At 44.1% G+C, this 20,101-nt stretch carries 16 protein-coding genes; 4 read left to right on the forward strand and 12 right to left on the reverse strand.

Annotated elements, in window-relative coordinates; translation table 11 throughout:
- Positions 1-67: 67 nt before the first annotated feature.
- Positions 68-598: an MltR family transcriptional regulator gene (locus ATB76_RS08175; protein ID WP_005437418.1), complete on the forward strand. Its 531-nt coding sequence runs from the start codon at positions 68-70 to the stop codon at positions 596-598.
- 108 nt (positions 599-706) lie between these two features.
- On the forward strand, positions 707-1,351 hold the full coding sequence (locus ATB76_RS08180; RefSeq protein ID WP_038866167.1) for an HAD family phosphatase: 645 nt from the start codon (positions 707-709) through the stop codon (positions 1,349-1,351).
- Here ATB76_RS08180 and ATB76_RS08185 read toward each other — a convergent pair.
- The 6 genes from ATB76_RS08185 to ATB76_RS08210 form a co-directional block, all read right to left on the reverse strand.
- Positions 1,305-2,699: a heavy metal sensor histidine kinase gene (locus ATB76_RS08185; RefSeq protein WP_038866165.1), complete on the reverse strand. Its 1,395-nt coding sequence runs from the start codon at positions 2,697-2,699 to the stop codon at positions 1,305-1,307. The genes ATB76_RS08180 and ATB76_RS08185 overlap by 47 nt on opposite strands.
- Positions 2,692-3,381, reverse strand: a complete 690-nt coding sequence (locus ATB76_RS08190; RefSeq protein ID WP_038866163.1) for a heavy metal response regulator transcription factor — start codon at positions 3,379-3,381, stop codon at positions 2,692-2,694. Before ATB76_RS08190 ends, ATB76_RS08185 begins: the two co-directional genes overlap by 8 nt.
- Before the next feature lie 94 nt (positions 3,382-3,475).
- Positions 3,476-3,853, reverse strand: a complete 378-nt coding sequence (locus ATB76_RS08195; RefSeq protein WP_038866161.1) for a DUF3316 domain-containing protein — start codon at positions 3,851-3,853, stop codon at positions 3,476-3,478.
- A gap of 131 nt (positions 3,854-3,984) precedes the next feature.
- On the reverse strand, positions 3,985-5,100 hold the full coding sequence (locus tag ATB76_RS08200; RefSeq protein WP_061035030.1) for a DUF481 domain-containing protein: 1,116 nt from the start codon (positions 5,098-5,100) through the stop codon (positions 3,985-3,987).
- A 221-nt stretch (positions 5,101-5,321) separates the two neighbouring features.
- A complete protein-coding gene (glmS, locus tag ATB76_RS08205) occupies positions 5,322-7,154 on the reverse strand; it encodes a glutamine--fructose-6-phosphate transaminase (isomerizing) (protein ID WP_038866157.1) in 1,833 nt (610 codons plus the stop codon).
- A gap of 115 nt (positions 7,155-7,269) precedes the next feature.
- Positions 7,270-8,031, reverse strand: a complete 762-nt coding sequence (locus tag ATB76_RS08210; RefSeq protein ID WP_038866154.1) for a DeoR family transcriptional regulator — start codon at positions 8,029-8,031, stop codon at positions 7,270-7,272.
- Between the two features lie 432 nt (positions 8,032-8,463).
- Here ATB76_RS08210 and pykF point away from each other — a divergent pair, with 432 nt between their 5' ends.
- The gene (gene pykF, locus ATB76_RS08215; protein WP_038866152.1) at positions 8,464-9,876 is read left to right on the forward strand and encodes a pyruvate kinase PykF; all 1,413 of its coding nucleotides are present in this window, start codon (positions 8,464-8,466) and stop codon (positions 9,874-9,876) included.
- A gap of 152 nt (positions 9,877-10,028) precedes the next feature.
- Positions 10,029-10,700, forward strand: coding sequence for a GntR family transcriptional regulator (locus ATB76_RS08220; RefSeq protein ID WP_081094899.1), 672 nt, complete (start codon positions 10,029-10,031; stop codon positions 10,698-10,700).
- 74 nt (positions 10,701-10,774) lie between these two features.
- Here the strand turns inward: ATB76_RS08220 and ATB76_RS08225 are convergent, their stop codons facing one another.
- The 6 genes from ATB76_RS08225 to ATB76_RS08250 form a co-directional block, all read right to left on the reverse strand.
- Positions 10,775-12,655, reverse strand: coding sequence for a diguanylate cyclase (locus ATB76_RS08225; protein ID WP_038866148.1), 1,881 nt, complete (start codon positions 12,653-12,655; stop codon positions 10,775-10,777).
- 131 nt (positions 12,656-12,786) lie between these two features.
- A complete protein-coding gene (gene ilvN / locus ATB76_RS08230) occupies positions 12,787-13,281 on the reverse strand; it encodes an acetolactate synthase small subunit (RefSeq protein WP_009843336.1) in 495 nt (164 codons plus the stop codon).
- Position 13,282: 1 nt separating this feature from the next.
- Positions 13,283-15,007, reverse strand: a complete 1,725-nt coding sequence (locus ATB76_RS08235; protein WP_038866146.1) for an acetolactate synthase 3 large subunit — start codon at positions 15,005-15,007, stop codon at positions 13,283-13,285.
- A gap of 448 nt (positions 15,008-15,455) precedes the next feature.
- On the reverse strand, positions 15,456-17,264 hold the full coding sequence (locus ATB76_RS08240; RefSeq protein ID WP_061035031.1) for a long-chain fatty acid--CoA ligase: 1,809 nt from the start codon (positions 17,262-17,264) through the stop codon (positions 15,456-15,458).
- Between the two features lie 293 nt (positions 17,265-17,557).
- Complete coding sequence (gene calR, locus ATB76_RS08245; RefSeq protein WP_038866143.1) at positions 17,558-18,523, reverse strand: LysR family transcriptional regulator CalR; 966 nt, start codon at positions 18,521-18,523, stop codon at positions 17,558-17,560.
- Between the two features lie 530 nt (positions 18,524-19,053).
- Entirely contained in the window at positions 19,054-20,100 is a 1,047-nt protein-coding gene (locus tag ATB76_RS08250) for an MJ1255/VC2487 family glycosyltransferase (protein WP_061035032.1), read from the reverse strand.
- Position 20,101 lies beyond the last annotated feature (1 nt).

A 20,101-nucleotide genomic window follows, 5' to 3' on the forward strand; every position in this document is an offset into this window, starting at 1 on the left:
GCTCCCCTTCTATATCCATCTCCATTGAAGAGTTGGAATAGCTAATAATTAGAAATGTATTCAGTATATGGCAGATAACATCAACGAAACCGAGATCATTGAGCGATTAAACAGCGCACCATCGGTACGAGGCTTTTTCATTGCAGCAGTCGACGTTTTTAACGATTCGATCGACGGGTTAGTGCAAAGAATTTTTCGTAAAGATAACTTCGCTGTTCAATCGGTTGTCGGTCCGCTGTTACAAGACTCGGGACCGCTGGGCGATCTGTCTGTTCGTTTGAAGTTATTGTTTGGCTTGGGTGTGCTTCCCGATGATATTTACCACGACATCGAAGACATCATTAAGCTCAAAAACCATCTCAATAGCGACGCTTCTGACTACGAGTTCACGGACCCTAATATTCTAGATCCAATCAAAAAGCTGCATTTGGTGAAGAAGATGGGCATGGTGCAACTGGAAGTCAACGAACCAGATGACGACATCGACCTTGAGTTTTATCAGCTACAACTGCAACGTCAGCAACAAATCATTAAGTCAGGGCTCTCGCTTGCGATTGTCGAGATCTGCAATGAACTCGGCAAAGAGAGCCCATTCTAAGGGTACATTTTATACCCAAGCTACCTTCAAAAGGATTCGAGATTGCTTAGGTATAACAAGATAACAATGTCAGCCGCTCTACACCCAAAAACGTAGGAGCCCTACCCAATGTTAAAAGCTGTACTTTTTGATATGGATGGACTGATTTTCGATACCGAATCCATCTACAAGCAAAGTTGGCAATACGCCGCTACCAAGCAAGGCTTAACCATCACCGATGATTTCTACCAACAGTTTATCGGTGTCCAAGACCCTGAATGTGAAAGAATACTCTCTGAGCATTTTCAAGACGCCATCGATATGCCGCGCTATAAAGCCGTGCGAGATGAACACTTCCATAATCTAAGAAATCAAGGCATTGCGCTCAAACCCGGATTCGACGCACTGTTTTCTGCCATCAAACAACATGGCTTATTAACCGCGATTGTCACCTCTTCTCACCTTCCAGAGGTAAAACACAATTTCGCGGGCAGCGAGTACCTTGCGCAGTTCGATTTGGTGATTACCGCCGAAGATGTGGAGCGCGGTAAACCAAACCCTGATTGCTATCAAATGGCTTATCGCCACTTGGGGGTGGACGCCAAGCAGTGCTTAGTATTGGAAGATTCGAACAACGGCATCAAAGCCGCACTCGCTGCAGAATGCCAAGCTGTAATGATTCCGGATTTACTTCCACCTCTGCCAGAGCTCAAAGACAGAGTCATCATTAAAGCCTCTCTTGAGGAAGTGACTCCCCTTCTGAGTCAGTTTTAGCTGCTGGCAGTATCAAGCAAAACTGGGTTTGGCCATCTTCTGAAGTGACGCTGAGGCTTCCATCGTAGGCGTGAACAATCGATTGAGTGATCGACAAACCCAGCCCGGCTCCCACGCTACCTGAATGTTGGCGAGACTTGTCGACCCGATAAAAACGGTCAAACAGATACGGTAGGTTTTGCTTGGGAATTGCCTCACCAACGTTGCTGACGGTTATCTTCACAAGTTCATCAACCTGCTCAATATCAACCGAAATCGTCGTCTCGTCATACGCATGACGAATCGCGTTGGATAATAAGTTACTGATAGCGCGTTCAAACATGTTTCGGTCCATATACAACATCGCCTCTCCTGAAGCGGTAATGGCCAACGCTGAATCTTCCGCCAGTATTTCGAAATACTCGATCAAATGAGCCACTTGTTCATGAGCCGCGAAGTGCTCGTTGTGTCGATGGATCAGTTTGTTTTCTGCTTTGGCGATATACAGTAAGTCATTGATGGTTTTAGTTATCCGTTCAAGCTCTTCCAAAGTAGAAGCAATCGCTTCTTGATACTCTTCAGAACTGCGGGCAGCACCCAGTATGACTTGGTTTTGAGTAGTGATGTTAGTTAGCGGCGTTTTAAGCTCATGAGCAATATCAGAGGAGAACTCACTCAAACGATGAAAACCGGTTTGTAATCGATCCAACATCGCATTGTGCTTTATCGCTAACTCTCTTAACTCGATCGGCAACGCCTCAGGGTCAATACGAATATCTAACTGTTCAGGGGTAATATGCTGGATGTGTTTGTTTAAGGTAAGAATCGGCCTCAAACCTCGATTTACAATGGTTCGGCTATACAGAGCAGAAGCTAAAAACGCGAAGCCCAACGACCAGAATAGAATCCACCCCAGTTTATTGAGGAACAGTATATGGTGGTTAATGCTGGTGCCTATCACCACAGTGACATCTTTAGCTTTAAAGGCGAAGGCTCGAATATCCAAAGAGTCTTCATGCCATTCAATCGCATTGTTTTGATTCAAAATCTGCGGTGAACTCAAGGTGATAGACAGTTTGTTAGGAATAGAAAGCGTTGAGTTTTTGTAGGTCTGCTCTCCCTCCTCAAACGCCCACATGTAAGCAGAGCTGTTGTCGATAAGCAGATAAGCCGACTCAGGAGAAACCATCATGGTCTTCTCTATCGCATTATATTTGCTGACCATTTCGTTATAGTCTTGAGTAAAGAAATGGCGCTCAATGGTGTAATAGAGAATAAAGGCTAAAGCGAGGTACACCACCAGCGTCGTGCCGACAAACATCAGCACGAGTTTGTTTTGCATAGACAGGTTGGCAGGGCGTTTAAACATCTGGCGCTTCCAGCTTATACCCCATCCCTCTGATGGTATGAATCAGAGGCGTTTCAAATGGCTTGTCGACTTTATTGCGCAGTCGTTTGATGGCGACATCAATCACGTTTGTATCACTATCAAAGTTCATGTCCCACACCAATGACGCAATGGTGGTTCGTGATAACACCTGACCTTCTTTACGCATCAAAAGCTCAAGCAGCGCGTACTCCTTTGCCGTTAAAGTAATACTTTGCCCGCCTCGCGTTGCCACTCGCTTCATCATATCGAGCTTTAAATCGGCAATTTGCAGTGTCTGAGAAGAGGTCTGTACACGAGAGGAAGTATGATGACGAAAGACATTCTGAATACGTGCCAGCAGCTCAGCAAACGCATAAGGTTTTACCACGTAGTCGTTTGCTCCTAACTCAAAGCCACGCACGCGATCTTCTATCTGCTCTTTGGCAGTAAGCATAATAACTGGGGTATGAATGTCGCTACTGCGCAGCGTGTTGAGCACTTGCCAACCATCGAGCTTGGGCAGCATGATGTCGAGAAGAATAAGATCATAAGGTTCACTGGTTGCGTGATACAAACCATCGACACCGTCGCGAACCCAATCAACAACGTAGCCCGATTCCACCAGCCCTTTTTGTAAGTATTCCCCTGCTTTTACTTCATCTTCGACAATCAGTAGTTTCAATTTCAGCCCTCTATCTCAACGGGGTGCGCTCGGCATTCGCGATCACAAAAAGAGTACGACACAAATTGCATCATACTCTTTTCATTCCATATTTTTATCGATTACTGTCGCGCTGCGCGTAGTTCACTTTTACGTTCACAGTACCTTGATATTCCAATTGTCCCTGCTCATTCATGCGCTCTTGTACCGTAACAAAACCACCGTCTTGAAGGTGCGTGCTGTTTCTTGCGACATCGAAAGTCACGATGTTCAACTCTTTATTGAGCTCATGAGACGACATGTCTTTTAAGGAGTTTAGTTCAGCTAACGCTTGTTGATAAGCCGCATCCGAGGTTGCCGTTGGATCAACAGAAATGGTCTTCATTTCTTCACGGCTAATGTATTTTCCACCAGTGAAAGTCGGTTGAGCAAATGCTGATGCGCTAGTGATTGCCATTGTTGTTACAAGGAGAGCGGTTTTCAGTGCTTTCATGTTGATGACCTTTGAGTGTGTTTGTTTTCAATGGCTTCATTATTCAACAACGCACCTGACATCAATCTATCGTGAAGATGACATTTTTGTCATAAACCAAAATAGTGATTGATTACTGATAATCAGCTTACTCAGATCTCGTAAGTCAGACCGAAATGGAACTTATAGTCGTCTTTCTCTGGCACTACGCCTTCAGCATCGGCTTTGGTATCGGAGATATGGTCCCAAATGGCTTTAATGCTGAGTTCAAGATCATCAACCAGATCGATATCAAAACCAAGCTCGTTGGTATGACGAGCACCACCCGCATCATTGCTCGCCCAATTGAGGTTGTAGGTATGATTGAAATCGATGTCGTCTGTCAGTTCATACTCAAAATTGGATTCGAAGGTTAAAGTGTTACTGGTCGCATCGCCTGACTCCCCTTCTTCTACCGTTTTAAAGTCGGTGTACTGGTAACCCGGACCGATAGAGACATCCCATTCTGTCTGCGAATTGGCAATGATGAAATAACCCATCTGCATCGAGGCGTTGACTTGGTAATCAATATTTTGGAACTCATCACTAAGCAGCGAGAGCTTAAGCGGCCTAAAAAATAGACGGTTGCTTAGGTAAATGTCGTAGGAACCATCAAACGAACTGTTATTGGCTGTGGTCTCATCATTCGTCTTGGAGTTTTCGTGTTTGGCTTTCAGTTTAGTCCGCGAACCGACAGTATTCCTTTCCGCTTCTACTTCACCAAGGAGTGAGAACTCATCCGTGTTGCCTTTGCTGATGTCCAACCCTAAAAAGATCTCGGTAGTCCAATGATCAGAATCTTTCTCAGCTCCTCGATAGATCGAAACCACGTCGGAAACAGGGAACGACAATTCTTCTCCATCATTAATCAAATATAATTCATCTTCACGAATCGACAAATAGCCATCGTAGATGTCGCCACTAGAAGTCCGGATGGTAAAGAAACTTGCCGTCTCTAATACCGCAATGTCTTCCAGTTCGATCTCTTGATCGCCAAGATCATCACTATCGAATTCAACCTCTTGATCGAACGAATTGGTTTCTTCCTTGATCGTGCCAGTCAGTTCCCCTTTGATCACTTCGCCAGATTTGAGTTGTAACCAGTCATCGCTTTCATCGATGAATACGGTTTGGCTTTTGCGCTCTTCTGTTTGTGTTTCTTCCTCTGCCATCACTGATGGATGGTAAAGCGAGGACGCGATACATAAAGCCAAGAGTTTGATTTTCATAATGACCTTTTCAGTTCAATTGAAACCGCATCAGTGGGATTACGATAGTGATGCAGACCGCTCAACGTGTCAGAAAGTAAACAAGTGAATGTCAACGTATTGCGCATCATAACCGTGTCTACAGACATAAAAAAAGCGAAGTCATGTGACTTCGCTTTAGGTTCTGGCTACTTACATAGCACAACATAAGCAAGTGTAATCTTAATCACACCTTGTAGTAGTTACTCTACCGTTACCGCCTTCGCTAAGTTACGAGGTTGGTCTACGTCCGTGCCTTTGATCAGTGCAACGTAGTAAGAAAGCAACTGCATTGGAATCGTGTAGTAGATTGCTGCTGTGATTTCGCTTACGTGTGGCATCTTGATAATTTTCATCGTCTCATCGCCTTCAAAGCCAGCGTCTTCATCTGCAAATACGTAAAGCAAACCACCGCGAGCACGCACTTCTTCAACGTTTGATTTCAGTTTCTCTAGAAGATCGTTACTTGGTGCAACAACCACAACTGGCATGTCAGCATCAATTAGCGCTAGAGGGCCGTGTTTCAGTTCACCTGCTGCGTACGCTTCTGCGTGAATGTAAGAGATCTCTTTCAGTTTTAGAGACGCTTCCATCGCGATTGGGTAGAACTCACCACGACCTAGGAACAGTGTGTGGTGTTTATCTGCGAAATCAGGTGCTAGTGCTTCGATTTCTTTTTCGAAAGACAGCGCTGCATTGATTTGCTTTGGAAGGGCATGAAGTGCTTCTACGATCTCCTTTTCTTTCTCTTTGCTGATGCGGTTTTGTTGCTTACCAAGAGCAGTTACCAGCATCAGTAGCGCTGAAAGCTGAGTTGTAAACGCTTTAGTTGATGCCACACCAATTTCCACGCCTGCACGGGTCATAAATGCAAAGTCAGATTCACGAACCAAAGAAGAACCCGCTACGTTACAGATGGTCATTGCCGCCATGTAACCTTTCTCTTTTGCTAGGCGAAGAGCTGCTAGCGTATCAGCGGTTTCACCAGATTGAGAAAGCGTGATCAATAGGCTGTTTGGACGCGTTACAAACTTGCGGTAACGGAATTCAGAAGCGATTTCTACGTCACAGCTTACACCTGCAATGTCTTCGAACCAGTAACGCGCGGTCATACCTGCGTTGTAAGACGTACCACATGCCACGATTTGTACGTGTTCCACTTTGCTTAGGATTTCTGCCGCGTTTACACCAATTGCCTCAGTAACAACAGAATCAGCCGTGATACGACCTTCCATTGTGTTGATCAGCGCAGTTGGTTGCTCGTAAATTTCTTTCTGCATGAAGTGACGGTATTGACCTTTATCACCCGCATCGTGTTCCGCGTTTGATTCTGTGATTTCGCGTTCTACACGCTCACCTGTTGCATCAAATACAGTCACGTCACGACGAGTGATCTCAGCTACGTCACCTTCTTCTAGGTACATGAAACGGCGTGTTACGTTAAGGAGCGCAAGTTGGTCAGAAGCAAGGAAGTTTTCACCCACACCAAAACCAATGACGATTGGACTGCCTGAACGTGCCACTACGATGCGTGAAGGGTCTTTACGATCCAACGCTACCGTTCCGTATGCGCCATCCAATTGTTTTGCTGTCTTCTGTACCGCTTCTAGTAGCGTTTCTGAAGTGCGAAGCTCCCACTCAACCATGTGAGCGATAACTTCAGTATCCGTTTGAGATTCAAATACGTAACCACGAGATTGAAGCAGTTCACGTAGCTCTTCATGGTTTTCGATGATGCCATTGTGTACCACTGCGATGTCACCAGACATGTGTGGGTGTGCGTTCACTTCTGAAGGTTCACCGTGTGTTGCCCAACGAGTGTGCGCAATACCAGTACCACCGATCACTTTCGCTTCGTCTACTGCGTCGGCCAACTCTTGTACCTTACCTAGACGACGAATACGCGTTAAATTTGTCTCACCATCAACAATCGCAACGCCCGCAGAGTCGTAACCGCGGTATTCCAAGCGGCGTAGGCCTTCAACTAAAATTTCTGCAACATCTCGTTGTGCTACTGCACCTACGATTCCACACATGTGTTTATCTCCGTTTGTAGTTTTGTTCTTCCCTGGCCATGATTTCAAATAGAGGCAGCAAGCAAAGGCCTTTATCCAGAGGGAAGTGAAATATGAAACTGATTACATTATAAGATTAGGCGCAAATAACCTTAACGCCATGTTGTTCAATCTGTACTTTGTGTTCTGGTTGTAACTCTGCATCGGTAACCAACACATTAATTTGGTCCCAAGCGAGTTCTAAGTTCGGGATCTTACGTCCCACTTTCTCAGACTCAATCATGACAATGACTTCACGAGACACTTCTGCCATGACTTTACTTAAGCCAATTAACTCATTAAACGTGGTAGTTCCGCGCTCTAAATCGATACCATCAGCACCAATAAATAACTGGTCGAAGTCGTAAGCACGTAATACAGATTCGGCTACTTTGCCTTGGAAGGATTCTGAGTGCGTATCCCAAGTTCCGCCTGTCATTAACAAGGTTGGTTCGCTCTCTAATTCGTTAAGTGCATTGGCGACATGCAACGAGTTGGTCATAACAACCAAGCCTCGTTTATCATTTAATTGCTGAATCAGCGCAGCCGTTGTACTGCCACTGTCGATCACAATTCGGTTATGTTCTCGGATCAGTGATGCCGCTGCTTTTGCCAGACTTAACTTTCGACTCGAAACATTTGGACTCATTTCTTCATGGATAACTTCCGTTGGAATCGCAATGGCGCCACCGTAACGGCGCAAAAGTTGTCCGTTTTTCTCTAAAGAAGCTAAGTCCTTTCTAATCGTGACCTCTGAGGTTTCAAATTTTTGTGCCAGCTCATCAACGCTGACTTCCCCAAGCTCATTTACTAGGTTAGAAATGGCGTGTCTTCTTAATTGAGTGTTTCGTTTCGACATTTAAGCTTTGATTTTAAGTTTCGACTTGAAACTTATTATAGTCAAATCGAAACTTTTAAGTCCATTTATTTCGATCCAAAAAATTAATATTTCTCGTTAAAACCTTGTCCTAAGACAATTCTTAAACAGTGATATTGGATTCATTCGGTGGTAGAATTCGCCACCGAAAAGAAAAAAAATTACAGAATTGACGGTTATTTTTTTGCAACTTTCTGCATATAAAGTGGGATTAGTCACAAAAAGGTAACCAAAATCGCCGATCTTTTAGTCATAAAATGACTAAACTTGGTGAAAGACTTTCAGAATCTGAAGTTCTAATAATGAGGCGGAAAATCGGTGAATGGCAGGCACTAAATGCCATCAAAAGCGCCTAACTTCAGACTAAATAACCGACTTTCAAATTGTAACTATACTTACCGGAGAGTATCTTCCATGAAAAAGACCAAAATCGTATGTACGATTGGCCCTAAAACTGAATCTGTAGAGAAGCTAACTGAACTAGTAAACGCAGGCATGAACGTTATGCGTCTTAACTTCTCTCACGGTGATTTCGCAGAGCACGGCACTCGTATTGCGAACTTCCGCGAAGTAATGGACAAAGTAGGTAAGCAACTTGCTATCCTTCTTGATACTAAAGGCCCAGAAATCCGCACTATCAAGCTAGAAGGCGGTAACGACGTAGATCTAGTAGCTGGTCAAGAATTCACTTTCACAACTGATACTTCAGTTGTTGGTAACAAAGAGACTGTAGCGGTAACTTACGCTGGTTTCGCAGCAGACCTAAACGCTGGTAACACAATCCTAGTAGATGACGGCCTAATTGAAATGGAAGTTATCTCTACGACTGAAACAGAAGTTAAGTGTAAAGTTCTTAACAACGGCGCACTAGGCGAAAACAAAGGTGTTAACCTTCCTGGCGTTTCTGTTCAACTTCCAGCTCTTTCTGAGAAAGACAAAGCTGACCTTAAATTTGGTTGTGAGCAAGGCGTTGATTTCGTAGCTGCTTCTTTCATCCGTAAAGCATCTGACGTTAAAGAAATCCGTGAGATCCTAGACGCAAACGGCGGCAACGATATCCACATCATCTCTAAGATCGAGAACCAAGAAGGTGTAGATAACTTCGACGAAATCCTAGAGCTTTCTGACGGTATCATGGTTGCTCGTGGTGACCTAGGTGTTGAAATCCCAGCTGAAGAAGTAATCTTCGCTCAGAAAATGATGATCGAGAAGTGTAACCGTGCACGTAAGATGGTTATCACTGCAACTCAAATGCTTGATTCTATGATCAACAACCCACGTCCAACTCGTGCAGAAGCGGGTGACGTTGCGAACGCAATCATGGACGGTACTGACGCAGTAATGCTTTCTGGTGAAACTGCTAAAGGTAAGTACCCAGTTGAAGCTGTTACTATCATGGCTCAAATCGCGAACCGTACTGATTCTGCTCTTAAAGCTGAACTAGGTTCTCGTCTAGACAGCCCACGTCTTCGCATTACTGAAGCAGTATGTAAAGGCGCAGTAGACACAGCAGAAAAACTAGCAGCTCCTCTAATCATCGTTGCAACTGAAGGCGGTAAATCTGCACGTTCAGTACGTAAATACTTCCCAACTGCAAACATCATTGCACTGACAACTAACCAAAAGACAGCTGCTCAGCTTGTTCTTACTAAAGGTGTTCGTCCAGTTCTTGTTGAGTCTATCGACAGCACAGATGCTTTCTACAAAATGGGTAAAGAATACGCTCTTGAAGCTGAATTCGGCAGCAAAGGCGACATCGTTGTTATGGTTTCTGGTGCTCTAGTAGCTTCAGGCACAACGAACACAGCTTCTGTACACGTTCTATAAGACTGAAGAATTCAATCATCAGTTAAATAAAAAAGAGGGCTTCGGCCCTCTTTTTTTATATATTTAATCTTGCCCTCATAATCAGTACGCTGTATTATCAATCACAACCGAACTACGTACTGTTTAGTTGTCGTTACGATAATAAAAATTTCATGAGGTTGCTTGTGTCCAGTCCTACCCTTACCGATAAAGTTGCAAAAATGATCTGTCAGGACATCCTGACTGGTGAACTCAAACCAAGTCAAAAGCTTGTAGTTGCTGATCTGAAAGTGAAGTACAACGTAGGTGCATCACCTATTCGCGAAGCACTTGTACAACTGTCTTGGAGCAAGTATGTAAAGCTTGAACCGCAAAAAGGCTGTTGGGTTGCCCCAGTCTGTAAAAAGGAGCTGAATGACCTTTACGAAAGCCTTCGTGTTGTTTCTTCTGTTCTGCTTAAGAAGGCGATTTTAGCGGGTGATGAGAGCTGGGAACTGGATGTATTGACGTCATACCACAAATTGTCTCGCCTGAACTTCGATGAAACTTTCTGCTGGAAAGAGTGGGAAGAACGCCACCATCAATTCCATATTTCTCTATTGGAAGGAGCAGACTCTAAGAACATGTTTGACTTCTTCAGTGACCTGATCAATCAGATCAAGCGTTACCGTTACTTCGCAATGCAAACATTAAGCTCAGAAAAGGATGTACTGTTCAACATTGATGAGCATGAGATGATCATGAAGTTGGTACTGGCGAAGAACAGCGAAGAAGCTATGGACTTACTTGATAAGCACTTGCTAAGCTCAATGGAGCGTATTGAATTGGCGATTGAAACCGCTTAAATCGCACAAAGTCTAGCCATAAAAAAATCGGGAAGTACCCGATTTTTTTGTATTCGCCTTCAAAGCGACGTAGGTTACGCTATGTCATCAAAGCTGTGGCAAATCGAGACTCGATTACGCCCTGCACTTTTCGATTCATACAACGCAATATCAGCACACTTATAAGTGCGAGTGCGATCCGCGGTTAAATCACTGTAGCCGACACTCACCGTCACCGACTGTTCTGAATTCTGTTCTACCGCAACTCGCAATCGGTTCAATACCACTTCCGCCTCTTGTGTCGAAGTATGAGGCATGATCACCGCAAACTCTTCACCACCAACACGGGCGACAAAATCGGTATTTCTAACGCCTTCTTGTAACGTCTCCGCGACACTAAGAATCACTTTGTCACCCTCATCATGACCGAGTTCATCATTGATGCGCTTAAAGTGGTCGATATCAAACAACGCCAAACAAGTTGTGGGGGTATCAGGATAACGCTCAAACATATTGGCATGCTGCGTCAATTGTTCTTCAAACTTCCTACGGTTCCAAAGACTGGTTAAACCGTCTTTTTCACTCAAGTTACGTAATTTTTCTTCCAACAATTTTCGTTCAGAAATATCCACCAACGACGTAATGTAGTAACTGACTTTTCCTGATTTGGCCATGATAGCTTGGATACGCATGATGGCAGTAAATACATGGTTGAGCTTCGTTCGACAACGAACTTCCCCCTCCCAAACATGTTCCACACCCAACTTACTCCAAATCGAAAGGATGTTTTCAATGTCTTCCGGCAAGAAAATCAGATTATGAGCGTTCCAACCTCGCAATCGATTTGATGAGTAGCCCATCATGTTCTCAAACTCTTGGTTCACCATCATGATGCGATGTGAGGTGTCTGAAATCATCACAGCGGTCATGCCATCCAACGCGGCACGTGCCAACTTGGATTCGATACTATGCCGGCGGTAATGGAGTGCCAACGTGGTAATCGGCAAAGCGAACACCAGCATCAAACTGAGGACAAATAAGGCTTCTTGGGCTAAGTCATCAATATCTCTTTCTGCTCGTTCAAGCAGTTGTTCTTGAGAAAGATCGATGATCAGATGCAATGGCTCACCAGGGACAAACTCAATGGTGTTGAACGCAATGAGGTGTTTACCGTCATACCCAAAACCCATTTTTTCTGAGCCCATATTTTGCCAAATGTCTGGGTGCATTAGGCCAAAATTAAAGCGTTCACGATCTGGAATGATGTCGCCATACAATTTATCACTGTGTAAGCTCGCGACATAAAAACCGGGCTGGTTAATCAGTTCGATGTTGAAATCTCGAACCGGTGAATAGTTCAATCGGGAGGAGAGGTATTGAACGTCGATATTTAATACCAAGTACCCTTCTCGTACCCCATTCATCGCGACAGGCATCATGATTCGAACTGATGGTCGATATGGATGAATCAAGTCACCATTTTCTTTTTCTAATTCAATACCCCAAGACCCAATTTGATCGTCTTTAAGGTTTTGCGCATAAAGAAAATATTCTCGTTCGGACTTGTCTTGAAGCTTACGAGCAGGAGCCGCAATACGAGTTTTGAAGTCGTAATTAATACGAACATTCTCTCGACCAGCAAGGTTTAAAAAGCGGATCTGCGTGTACCACTTTTGGTTCACCGCAACTGAACTCCACACCTCTTCTAGAATCGCTAAATTTTTGGGATTAGGGTGTCGTAAATAGTCATAAAGACTTTGACTGTGACCGAGCAGGTCGCTAATGGAGGATATTTGGTCCTGAACGTTATTGTATTCACGTTCAGAATAGGCCAATTGGTGAAGTGCTTCCTTGGCCGTATTTTCTACATTATTAGCCAACAAGCTTTGATATTTTTGATAATAATAGGTAGAGATTAACGCGCTAAAAAATAGCGTTGTCGCCAACAAAGAGCCGACTAACCTTCTGACTTTCACGCGTATTACTACCCATTTTGTTTACGAAACCATCAATTATATCATCAGTTGTTATTTTCTAAACAAAAAGCCATCGATTTCACGATGGCTTATCACAAATACCCAATGACTTGGATAGAAGGTTTCAGTTATTACGGCTTAAGACAGCGCTCTCCGCGAGCAACCCCAACCACACCACTTCGTGCTACCTCTACCACTTCAGTCACTTCTGAAATAGCTTGAATGAACGCATCCAACTTCTCACTGGTTCCCGCCAACTGAACGGTGTATTGAGAAGCGGTCACATCAACAATCTGCCCACGGAAGATGTCAGCCGTGCGTTTCACTTCTGCTCTCGCAAAGCCGCTCGCTTTCACTTTCACCATCATCAGCTCACGCTCAATGTGTTCAAACTCTGTCACCTCTTGAACTTTAAGCACATCAATAAGCTTATGCAGTTGTTTCTGAATCTGCTCTAATTGCATCTCATCAGAGTTGGTCGTGATGTTCAAACGCGACAAGGTTTCATCATCGGTTGGAGATACGTTCAACGATTCAATGTTGTAACCACGCTGAGAAAACAGACCGACAACGCGAGACAATGCACCAGGTTGGTTTTCCATTAACAAAGAAATAATGTGTCTCATATTACGTTCTCTCCGTTTTGCTTAGCCACATTTTGTCCATACCCTCGCCTTTAATCTGCATTGGGTATACGTGCTCGGTTTCATCTACGTTGATGTCGACAAACACCAAACGATCTTTCATATCCAACGCTTTTTGTAGACCCGCTTCGAGCTGATCTGGCGTTTCAATACGGATACCGACGTGGCCATAAGCTTCTGCAATTGCAGCAAAATCAGGAACAGAACTCATGTACGAGTTAGAGTGACGACCTTGGTAAATAATGTCTTGCCATTGTTTTACCATGCCTAAGAATCGGTTATTTAGGTTGATGATCTTCACTGGAATGTCGTATTGCATTGCCGTCGACAATTCTTGAATGTTCATCTGGATACTGCCATCACCAGTGACAACCACCACTTCTTCTTCTGGCATCGCGAATTTCACACCCATACCAGCAGGCAAGCCGAAGCCCATAGTGCCAAGGCCGCCAGAGTTTATCCAACGACGCGGCTTATTAAATGGGTAGTACAACGCGGCAAACATTTGGTGCTGACCTACATCCGATGCCACGTAAGCATCACCATTGGTGAGCTTGTGCAGCGTTTCAATCACTTGTTGCGGTTTAATGCGTTCCGGAGAGGTCTCATATGCTAGGCAATCACGCTCACGCCATACTTGGATGTCTTCCCACCACTTAGCGATGGCTTGCGTATCATTACTGCTGTTTTGCTCATTCAGCAAGCCAACCATGGTCGCGAGCACCTTATCGGCAGAACCTACGATAGGCAGATCCACTTTGACGTTTTTCGAAATCGAAGACGGGTCAATATCGATGTGCATGATCTTCGCGTTAGGACAGTACTTTTCTAAGTTATTCGTCGTACGATCATCGAAGCGCACACCAATACCAAAGATTAAGTCGGCTTCATGCATCGCCATATTGGCTTCATAAGTACCGTGCATACCTAACATTCCCAACGAGTTCTTATGCGTCCCTGGGAAGGCACCTAAACCCATCAGGGTGCTAACAACGGGCAGATTCAATTCATCGGATAAGGTTTGAATGTGCTCATGCGCACCGGAAATCACCGCACCGCCACCAATATAAAGAACCGGTTTCTTCGCCTCTACTAGAGCTTTAAGCGCTTTTTTGATCTGGCCCTTATGGCCTGAGGTCGTTGGTTTGTACGAACGCATCGAGATGTTTTCAGGATACTCGTAAGGAAGCTTGATTTGCGGATTCAAAATATCCTTCGGCAAATCAATCACAACCGGACCAGGTCGGCCAGTTGTCGAGATATAAAACGCTTTTTTGATCGTCTCAGGAATGTCTTCTGCCTTTTTAACCAAGAAGCTGTGTTTTACGACAGGGCGAGATACACCCACAATGTCACACTCTTGGAAGGCGTCATTACCGATAAGATTATTCGGCACGTTACCTGAAATAACGATCATTGGGATCGAGTCCATGTACGCTGTAGCAATACCCGTGATGGTATTGGTTGCACCAGGCCCCGAACATACTAGCACTACGCCCGGTTTACCGGTTGCGCGAGCATAACCATCGGCCATGTGAGTCGCAGCTTGCTCGTGTCGTACTAATACGTGTTTAATTTGGTCGGTTTTTGCGTGCAGTGCATCGTAGATATCCAGAACGGATCCACCAGGGTAACCAAAGATTTGCTCTACGCTCTCTTCGATCAGAGATTGCACTACCATCTCTGCGCCTGACAACATTGCTGTCATAATTGCTCTCCTTACCAGTTTTCCTCTCCGTAAGGCCAACGGATTGGGCTGGTTTTACATAGTCTAGGTCTTATTCGTAGCCTAATAGAAATACTTCCACTTTTTCAGCTATGTCCTGCGCTTGTCATAACAAAACGCAAGGTAACACAACAAATGTAACGTTTTATTATCAACGGGTCTAATGAGAGTTGAGTCAAAATTTAAACAAGATGCTATAAATCAGAACAAAACTAGGATTAGGCACTAACCAATAAACACAAATTGGAATCAAGACCATGCTCAAGGCGGAAATAAAGTGAATAATTTCACCAAAAATCACCAAAAAGAACAATTTCTCCTTCAAGAAGGGGATTAATAAGTGTGAAATACGGGCACAAAAAAATCCCCAACGGCATAATCAAGCCAGCTGGGGATTTTTTCATCAATCTGAAATCTAAGTCAGCTTAAGTTACTTTTTATCTGACTTTTCGTTGTACATTTCTTCAATTTCATCTTGGTATTTATCGTTAATCACTTTACGACGCAATTTCTGAGTCGGTGTTAATTCACCTTCATCCATCGAGAAAGCTTTTGGTAACAGTTTGAATTTCTTAACTTGCTCAAACTTCGCTAGCTCTTTTTGTAGGTCGTTTACGCGCTTCTCTAACATTTCTACCACTTGGTGGTGTTTGACCAACTCAACGCGGTCGTGATATTTGATGTTCAGTTCTTTTGCGTACTCTTCTAGCGAGTCGTAACACGGTACGATCAGCGCAGATACAAACTTACGTGTATCGGCAATCACAGCAATCTGCTCAATAAAGTGGTCTTTACCGATCGCACCTTCAACAACCTGAGGCGCAATGTACTTACCATTTGAGGTCTTCATCAGCTCTTTAATACGGTCAGTAATGAACAAGTTGCCATTTTCATCAATGTAACCTGCATCGCCCGTTTTCAAGAAACCATGTTCGTCGAAAGTCTTCTCGGTTTCTTCTGGCATTTTGTAGTAACCACGCATCACCATTGGACCACGCACTAAGATCTCGTTGTTTTCACCGATCTTAACTTGTGCGCCAGGCATTGCCATACCGATAGAGTCAGGACTAAAGCATTGGTCATCCCAACAAGAAACTGTTGCTGTTGTTTCTGTCATGCCGTAGCCAAGCTTTACGTTGATACCGATTGCGTGAAAGAAGCGACCAATCGTCTCATCCAACTTCGCACCGCCACATGGCATGAAGTTGATGCGGCCACCCAGCAATGCACGTAGCTTACTCAGAACCAGTTTATCCGCCAGAGCGTAGGACTTACGCAGCATCAACGATGGCTTGCGATTTTCTTGATGACATGCCGCCATCTTCGCGCCCATGTTAACTGCCCACGTGAACATCACTTTACGGTGGATTGGAGCACGGGATACTTTCTCATGGATAGCAGAGAAAATTTTCTCATAGAAACGAGGTACCGCACTCATAACGGTAGGGCGCACTTCGCTTAGTGCATCACGCACTTGCATGGTGTCTTGTAGGTAGCAGTTAGTCGCGCCTTTGTAGAGCACATAGAACGTCCAAGCTCGCTCAAATACATGTGATAGCGGAAGGAAACACAAAGACACATCATCTTCCGTCAAACTTAAACGCTCATCGTGGCCTTCAAGCTGAGCCGAAATGTTAGCGTAATCCAACATTACGCCTTTTGGCTGTCCCGTGGTACCAGAGGTATAAATCAATGTAAGAAGATCTTCTTCTTGCGCCTGCTCTAAACGAGAAGTTAATTCGCTCTGATGACTATCGTCACCTTTAGCGATGAAATCATCCCACGTCATTGCAAACGTATGTTCGCCAAGTTCAATGTCATTCGACATCGCAACAATCAGTTCTAGCTGCTGACATTCGCCAAAGATGCTGACGGCTGCGTCAAATTGAGGCTGCTCACCGACAAACAGTACTTTTACGTCTGCATTGTCGATGATGTAAGCAGACTGCGCAGCTGTGTTGGTTGGGTAGATAGGTACGGTTACGCCACGCAATTGCAGCGCTGCAAAATCAGCGATGGTCCATTGCGGCATATTGTTCGAGAAGATACCGATCTTATCTTGAACGCCCAATCCTTGAGCCAAAAGTGCAAGTGACAAAGCATCTACTTGCTGCCCAAACTGCTCCCAAGTAATACCCTGCCATGCATCACCCACTTTATGTTTGAGTGCAACACGAGTACCACCTTTCGCAATTTGTTCACGAATACGTTTAACGATATGAAAATCTAACTTGGCCATTCTCTACATTACCTTTTGGCTTACAGGCGTAAGCTATTTGAGCGCACAAGTGTAACCTCGACGCCTAAAAACGCAACTGACCATTATCAAACTTATCATTATTAAGAGAGCACTATCACTAATGAGAGCATAGCAGGTCTTTAACTGTTGAAGGTTTAATCAACTTAAGTCGCTGTTTCGGTTATTAATTAGCAGAAATAAAAAGACCCCGAGAGACAGAATACTCTCGGGGCCAAGGAATTGTAAAAATTGATGATTACAAATCCAGTCTGACCAGTTAGTCAGACGATAAATTAAGCTTGTTTAAGCGCAACCACTTCACCACAAGTGATCATTAGCTGGTCGCGTAGCCAGATGTGGCCTTTGTCTTTCTCGCTTGATTCATGCCAGCTTAGGTAACCGCTGATTTCTTTGTTTTCAAACGGGAAATCTAGGATTTGTAGTTGATCGCTGTTTACTGCGTTTTCAGCCATCCAACGTGGTGCAATCGTAACAAGTTCAGATTGGCTTACTACGTATAGCAGGTTGCTTAGGCTTGAACCTTCGTACGCAGCTTGGCAGTCAAGCTCACGGTACGCTTGCTCAGAGAAACTACGTTGACCATGTACACGTGAAAGTTTCGCGTGTTTTTCGTTGATCAGTTGCTCAGCAGATACGCCACCTTGAATACGAGGGTGCGTCTTAGATGCAATCACAACTAACTCATCTTTGAAGATTTCAGTGCTTGAGAAACCTTGGTCATCGAAACGTGCGTAGTCAATTACGAAGTCGATTTCTTGGTAGCGCATGCGTTCAGATAGAAGACGATCAAATTCCGCATCTAGGTGAAGCTGTACGCTTGGCGCTTGCTCGTTGACGTTCGCCATAATGCGAGGTGCAAAACGCATGTCACATGGGCTACAAATCGCTAGCTTAAATAGACGAGTTGAAGACTCTGGCTGGAATACTGAGCTTGGTAGTTCATTACGGATAAGTTGTAGTGCTTGGCGGATTGGACCAAACAGTTGACGAGCACGTTGAGTCGGCTGAATACCGCGACCCTGACGCATAAATAGCTCATCGTTGAACATCACTTTTAGACGTGCAACCGCATTACTTACTGCTGGTTGTGACATGCCTAGGTTGTGCGCTGCACGAGTAATGTTTTGCTCTTGCATCACAGCATCAAATACGGTCAATAGGTTTAAATCTACACCACGCAATGTGCTTTCCATACGGTAGCTAGCAATTGCGCTCATCGCGTCTTTTTTATCTAACATTGAGTGCGCCTCTTTGTAATCGTCAATTTGGTTCAATGAATTCTTAACGAATAGAATCTCTGTGCGCACAAACAACCGTGGCTGGATTCAGATCATTTTCAGGAATAGAACACCGAATTTGTATTATATTTATCGTCCGGATATTTCCGGCTTGAACTGTACTATCAACTAATCAATCAAGGTTTCGCAACTAGATTGATATTTAATCATTAAATTTTAGCCAATTAGGTATTTAACCTTTAATTATCATAACCTTAAGAAAAACATAAAAAAGTATAAAACGACTAAATCAGAGATTTCTGACAACCTATTTAGCACGTTAATGACATTCTACAAGGCTCACACAACTCATTTGCCCAGCTTATTCTTTGCAGTTCACTTCAAAAACCAGCGTCAATACTTTGGTTCACAAAGTGCACAAATCAGTTAAAGAGGCAGCAAAATCACAGTGAATAGAAATGATATTGAGGGCATAAAAATTCAGCAGCTTCGCAAAGAAACTGCTGTTATTGAAAAGACAAATGAATGGGTTATATATTGGAGACGTAGCTAGGAAAATCAACTTGCTCCCACAGCTCTTCAGAGAGCTTCTCTGGTGTGTCCCACGCACCTTGCAAGACCCATGATGCGATGGATTTCGCTACATCTGGGTATTTGACGCTTTCAGCTTGCTGCTCTTTCAACCACTGACGAACAATTGAAATATCCAGACTCTCCATCGATGTAGCTAGCCCAAGATCTTCTAACGTTGCAACATTGCTCTGCTGTTCAAATTGTCCAGCGAGTGGCTTGAGCAAAAGTTTTTTGCCCAATGACAACGCCTCCGATGGCAATTCAAACCCACCATTGGCAATCACACCACTGCAACGTTGAAGGTGATGCTGGAAGTTGGTGTGGCACAGCGGTCTCAGCTCGATATTCTCAATCCGCTCACACTCAATCACGTTAGGGTGATAGCAAACAAACGTCTGTTGGTTAAAATGAAACAGCAAATCACTGATGTCTTCTATCGATTCGAATGGCAAATACACTAAAACAAAGTCGTCGTTATCCATGGTGTTTTCTAACGTATGCACAATCGGAGGTAATATCGGTTGGTCGAAATGATACCAATGCAACCCTAAATGATGCTGCGAAGGAGCGAAATGCTCAATGACAGACTTATCGAACCAACTCGCGCCTTTCAGTGGTACTGGATAACGAAACGCATTTTGGTGACTGATGCCAATGCATGGTTTGTTTTGCTTACGAGCCGCCCAAGCTGAAACGGGCTCAAAATCATTGATAACCAAGTCATAGCGAGACAAATCCAGTTGCTGAACTTCTTTGAAAAACTGAATCAGATTGTTGCTCAATGCCGTTTTGGCGTAATTTACCGAGCCTTTCTCTGTGATAAAAGTAAAACCTCGACACGTCTGATAATCACCGAACGCTTCCATCGAGAAATATTTCTCAGGCTCACGACCTGAAAATAGAAAATCAACCTGAACTTCATGCGCTTTAAATGCCTCACTCATCGCTCTCGCTCGAGCAATGTGACCATTTCCCGTTCCTTGAACACCGTACAGGATTTTCATT

Source organism: Vibrio sp. MOR3, assembly GCF_001557775.1.
In the GTDB taxonomy this organism is placed as follows: domain Bacteria; phylum Pseudomonadota; class Gammaproteobacteria; order Enterobacterales; family Vibrionaceae; genus Vibrio; species Vibrio jasicida.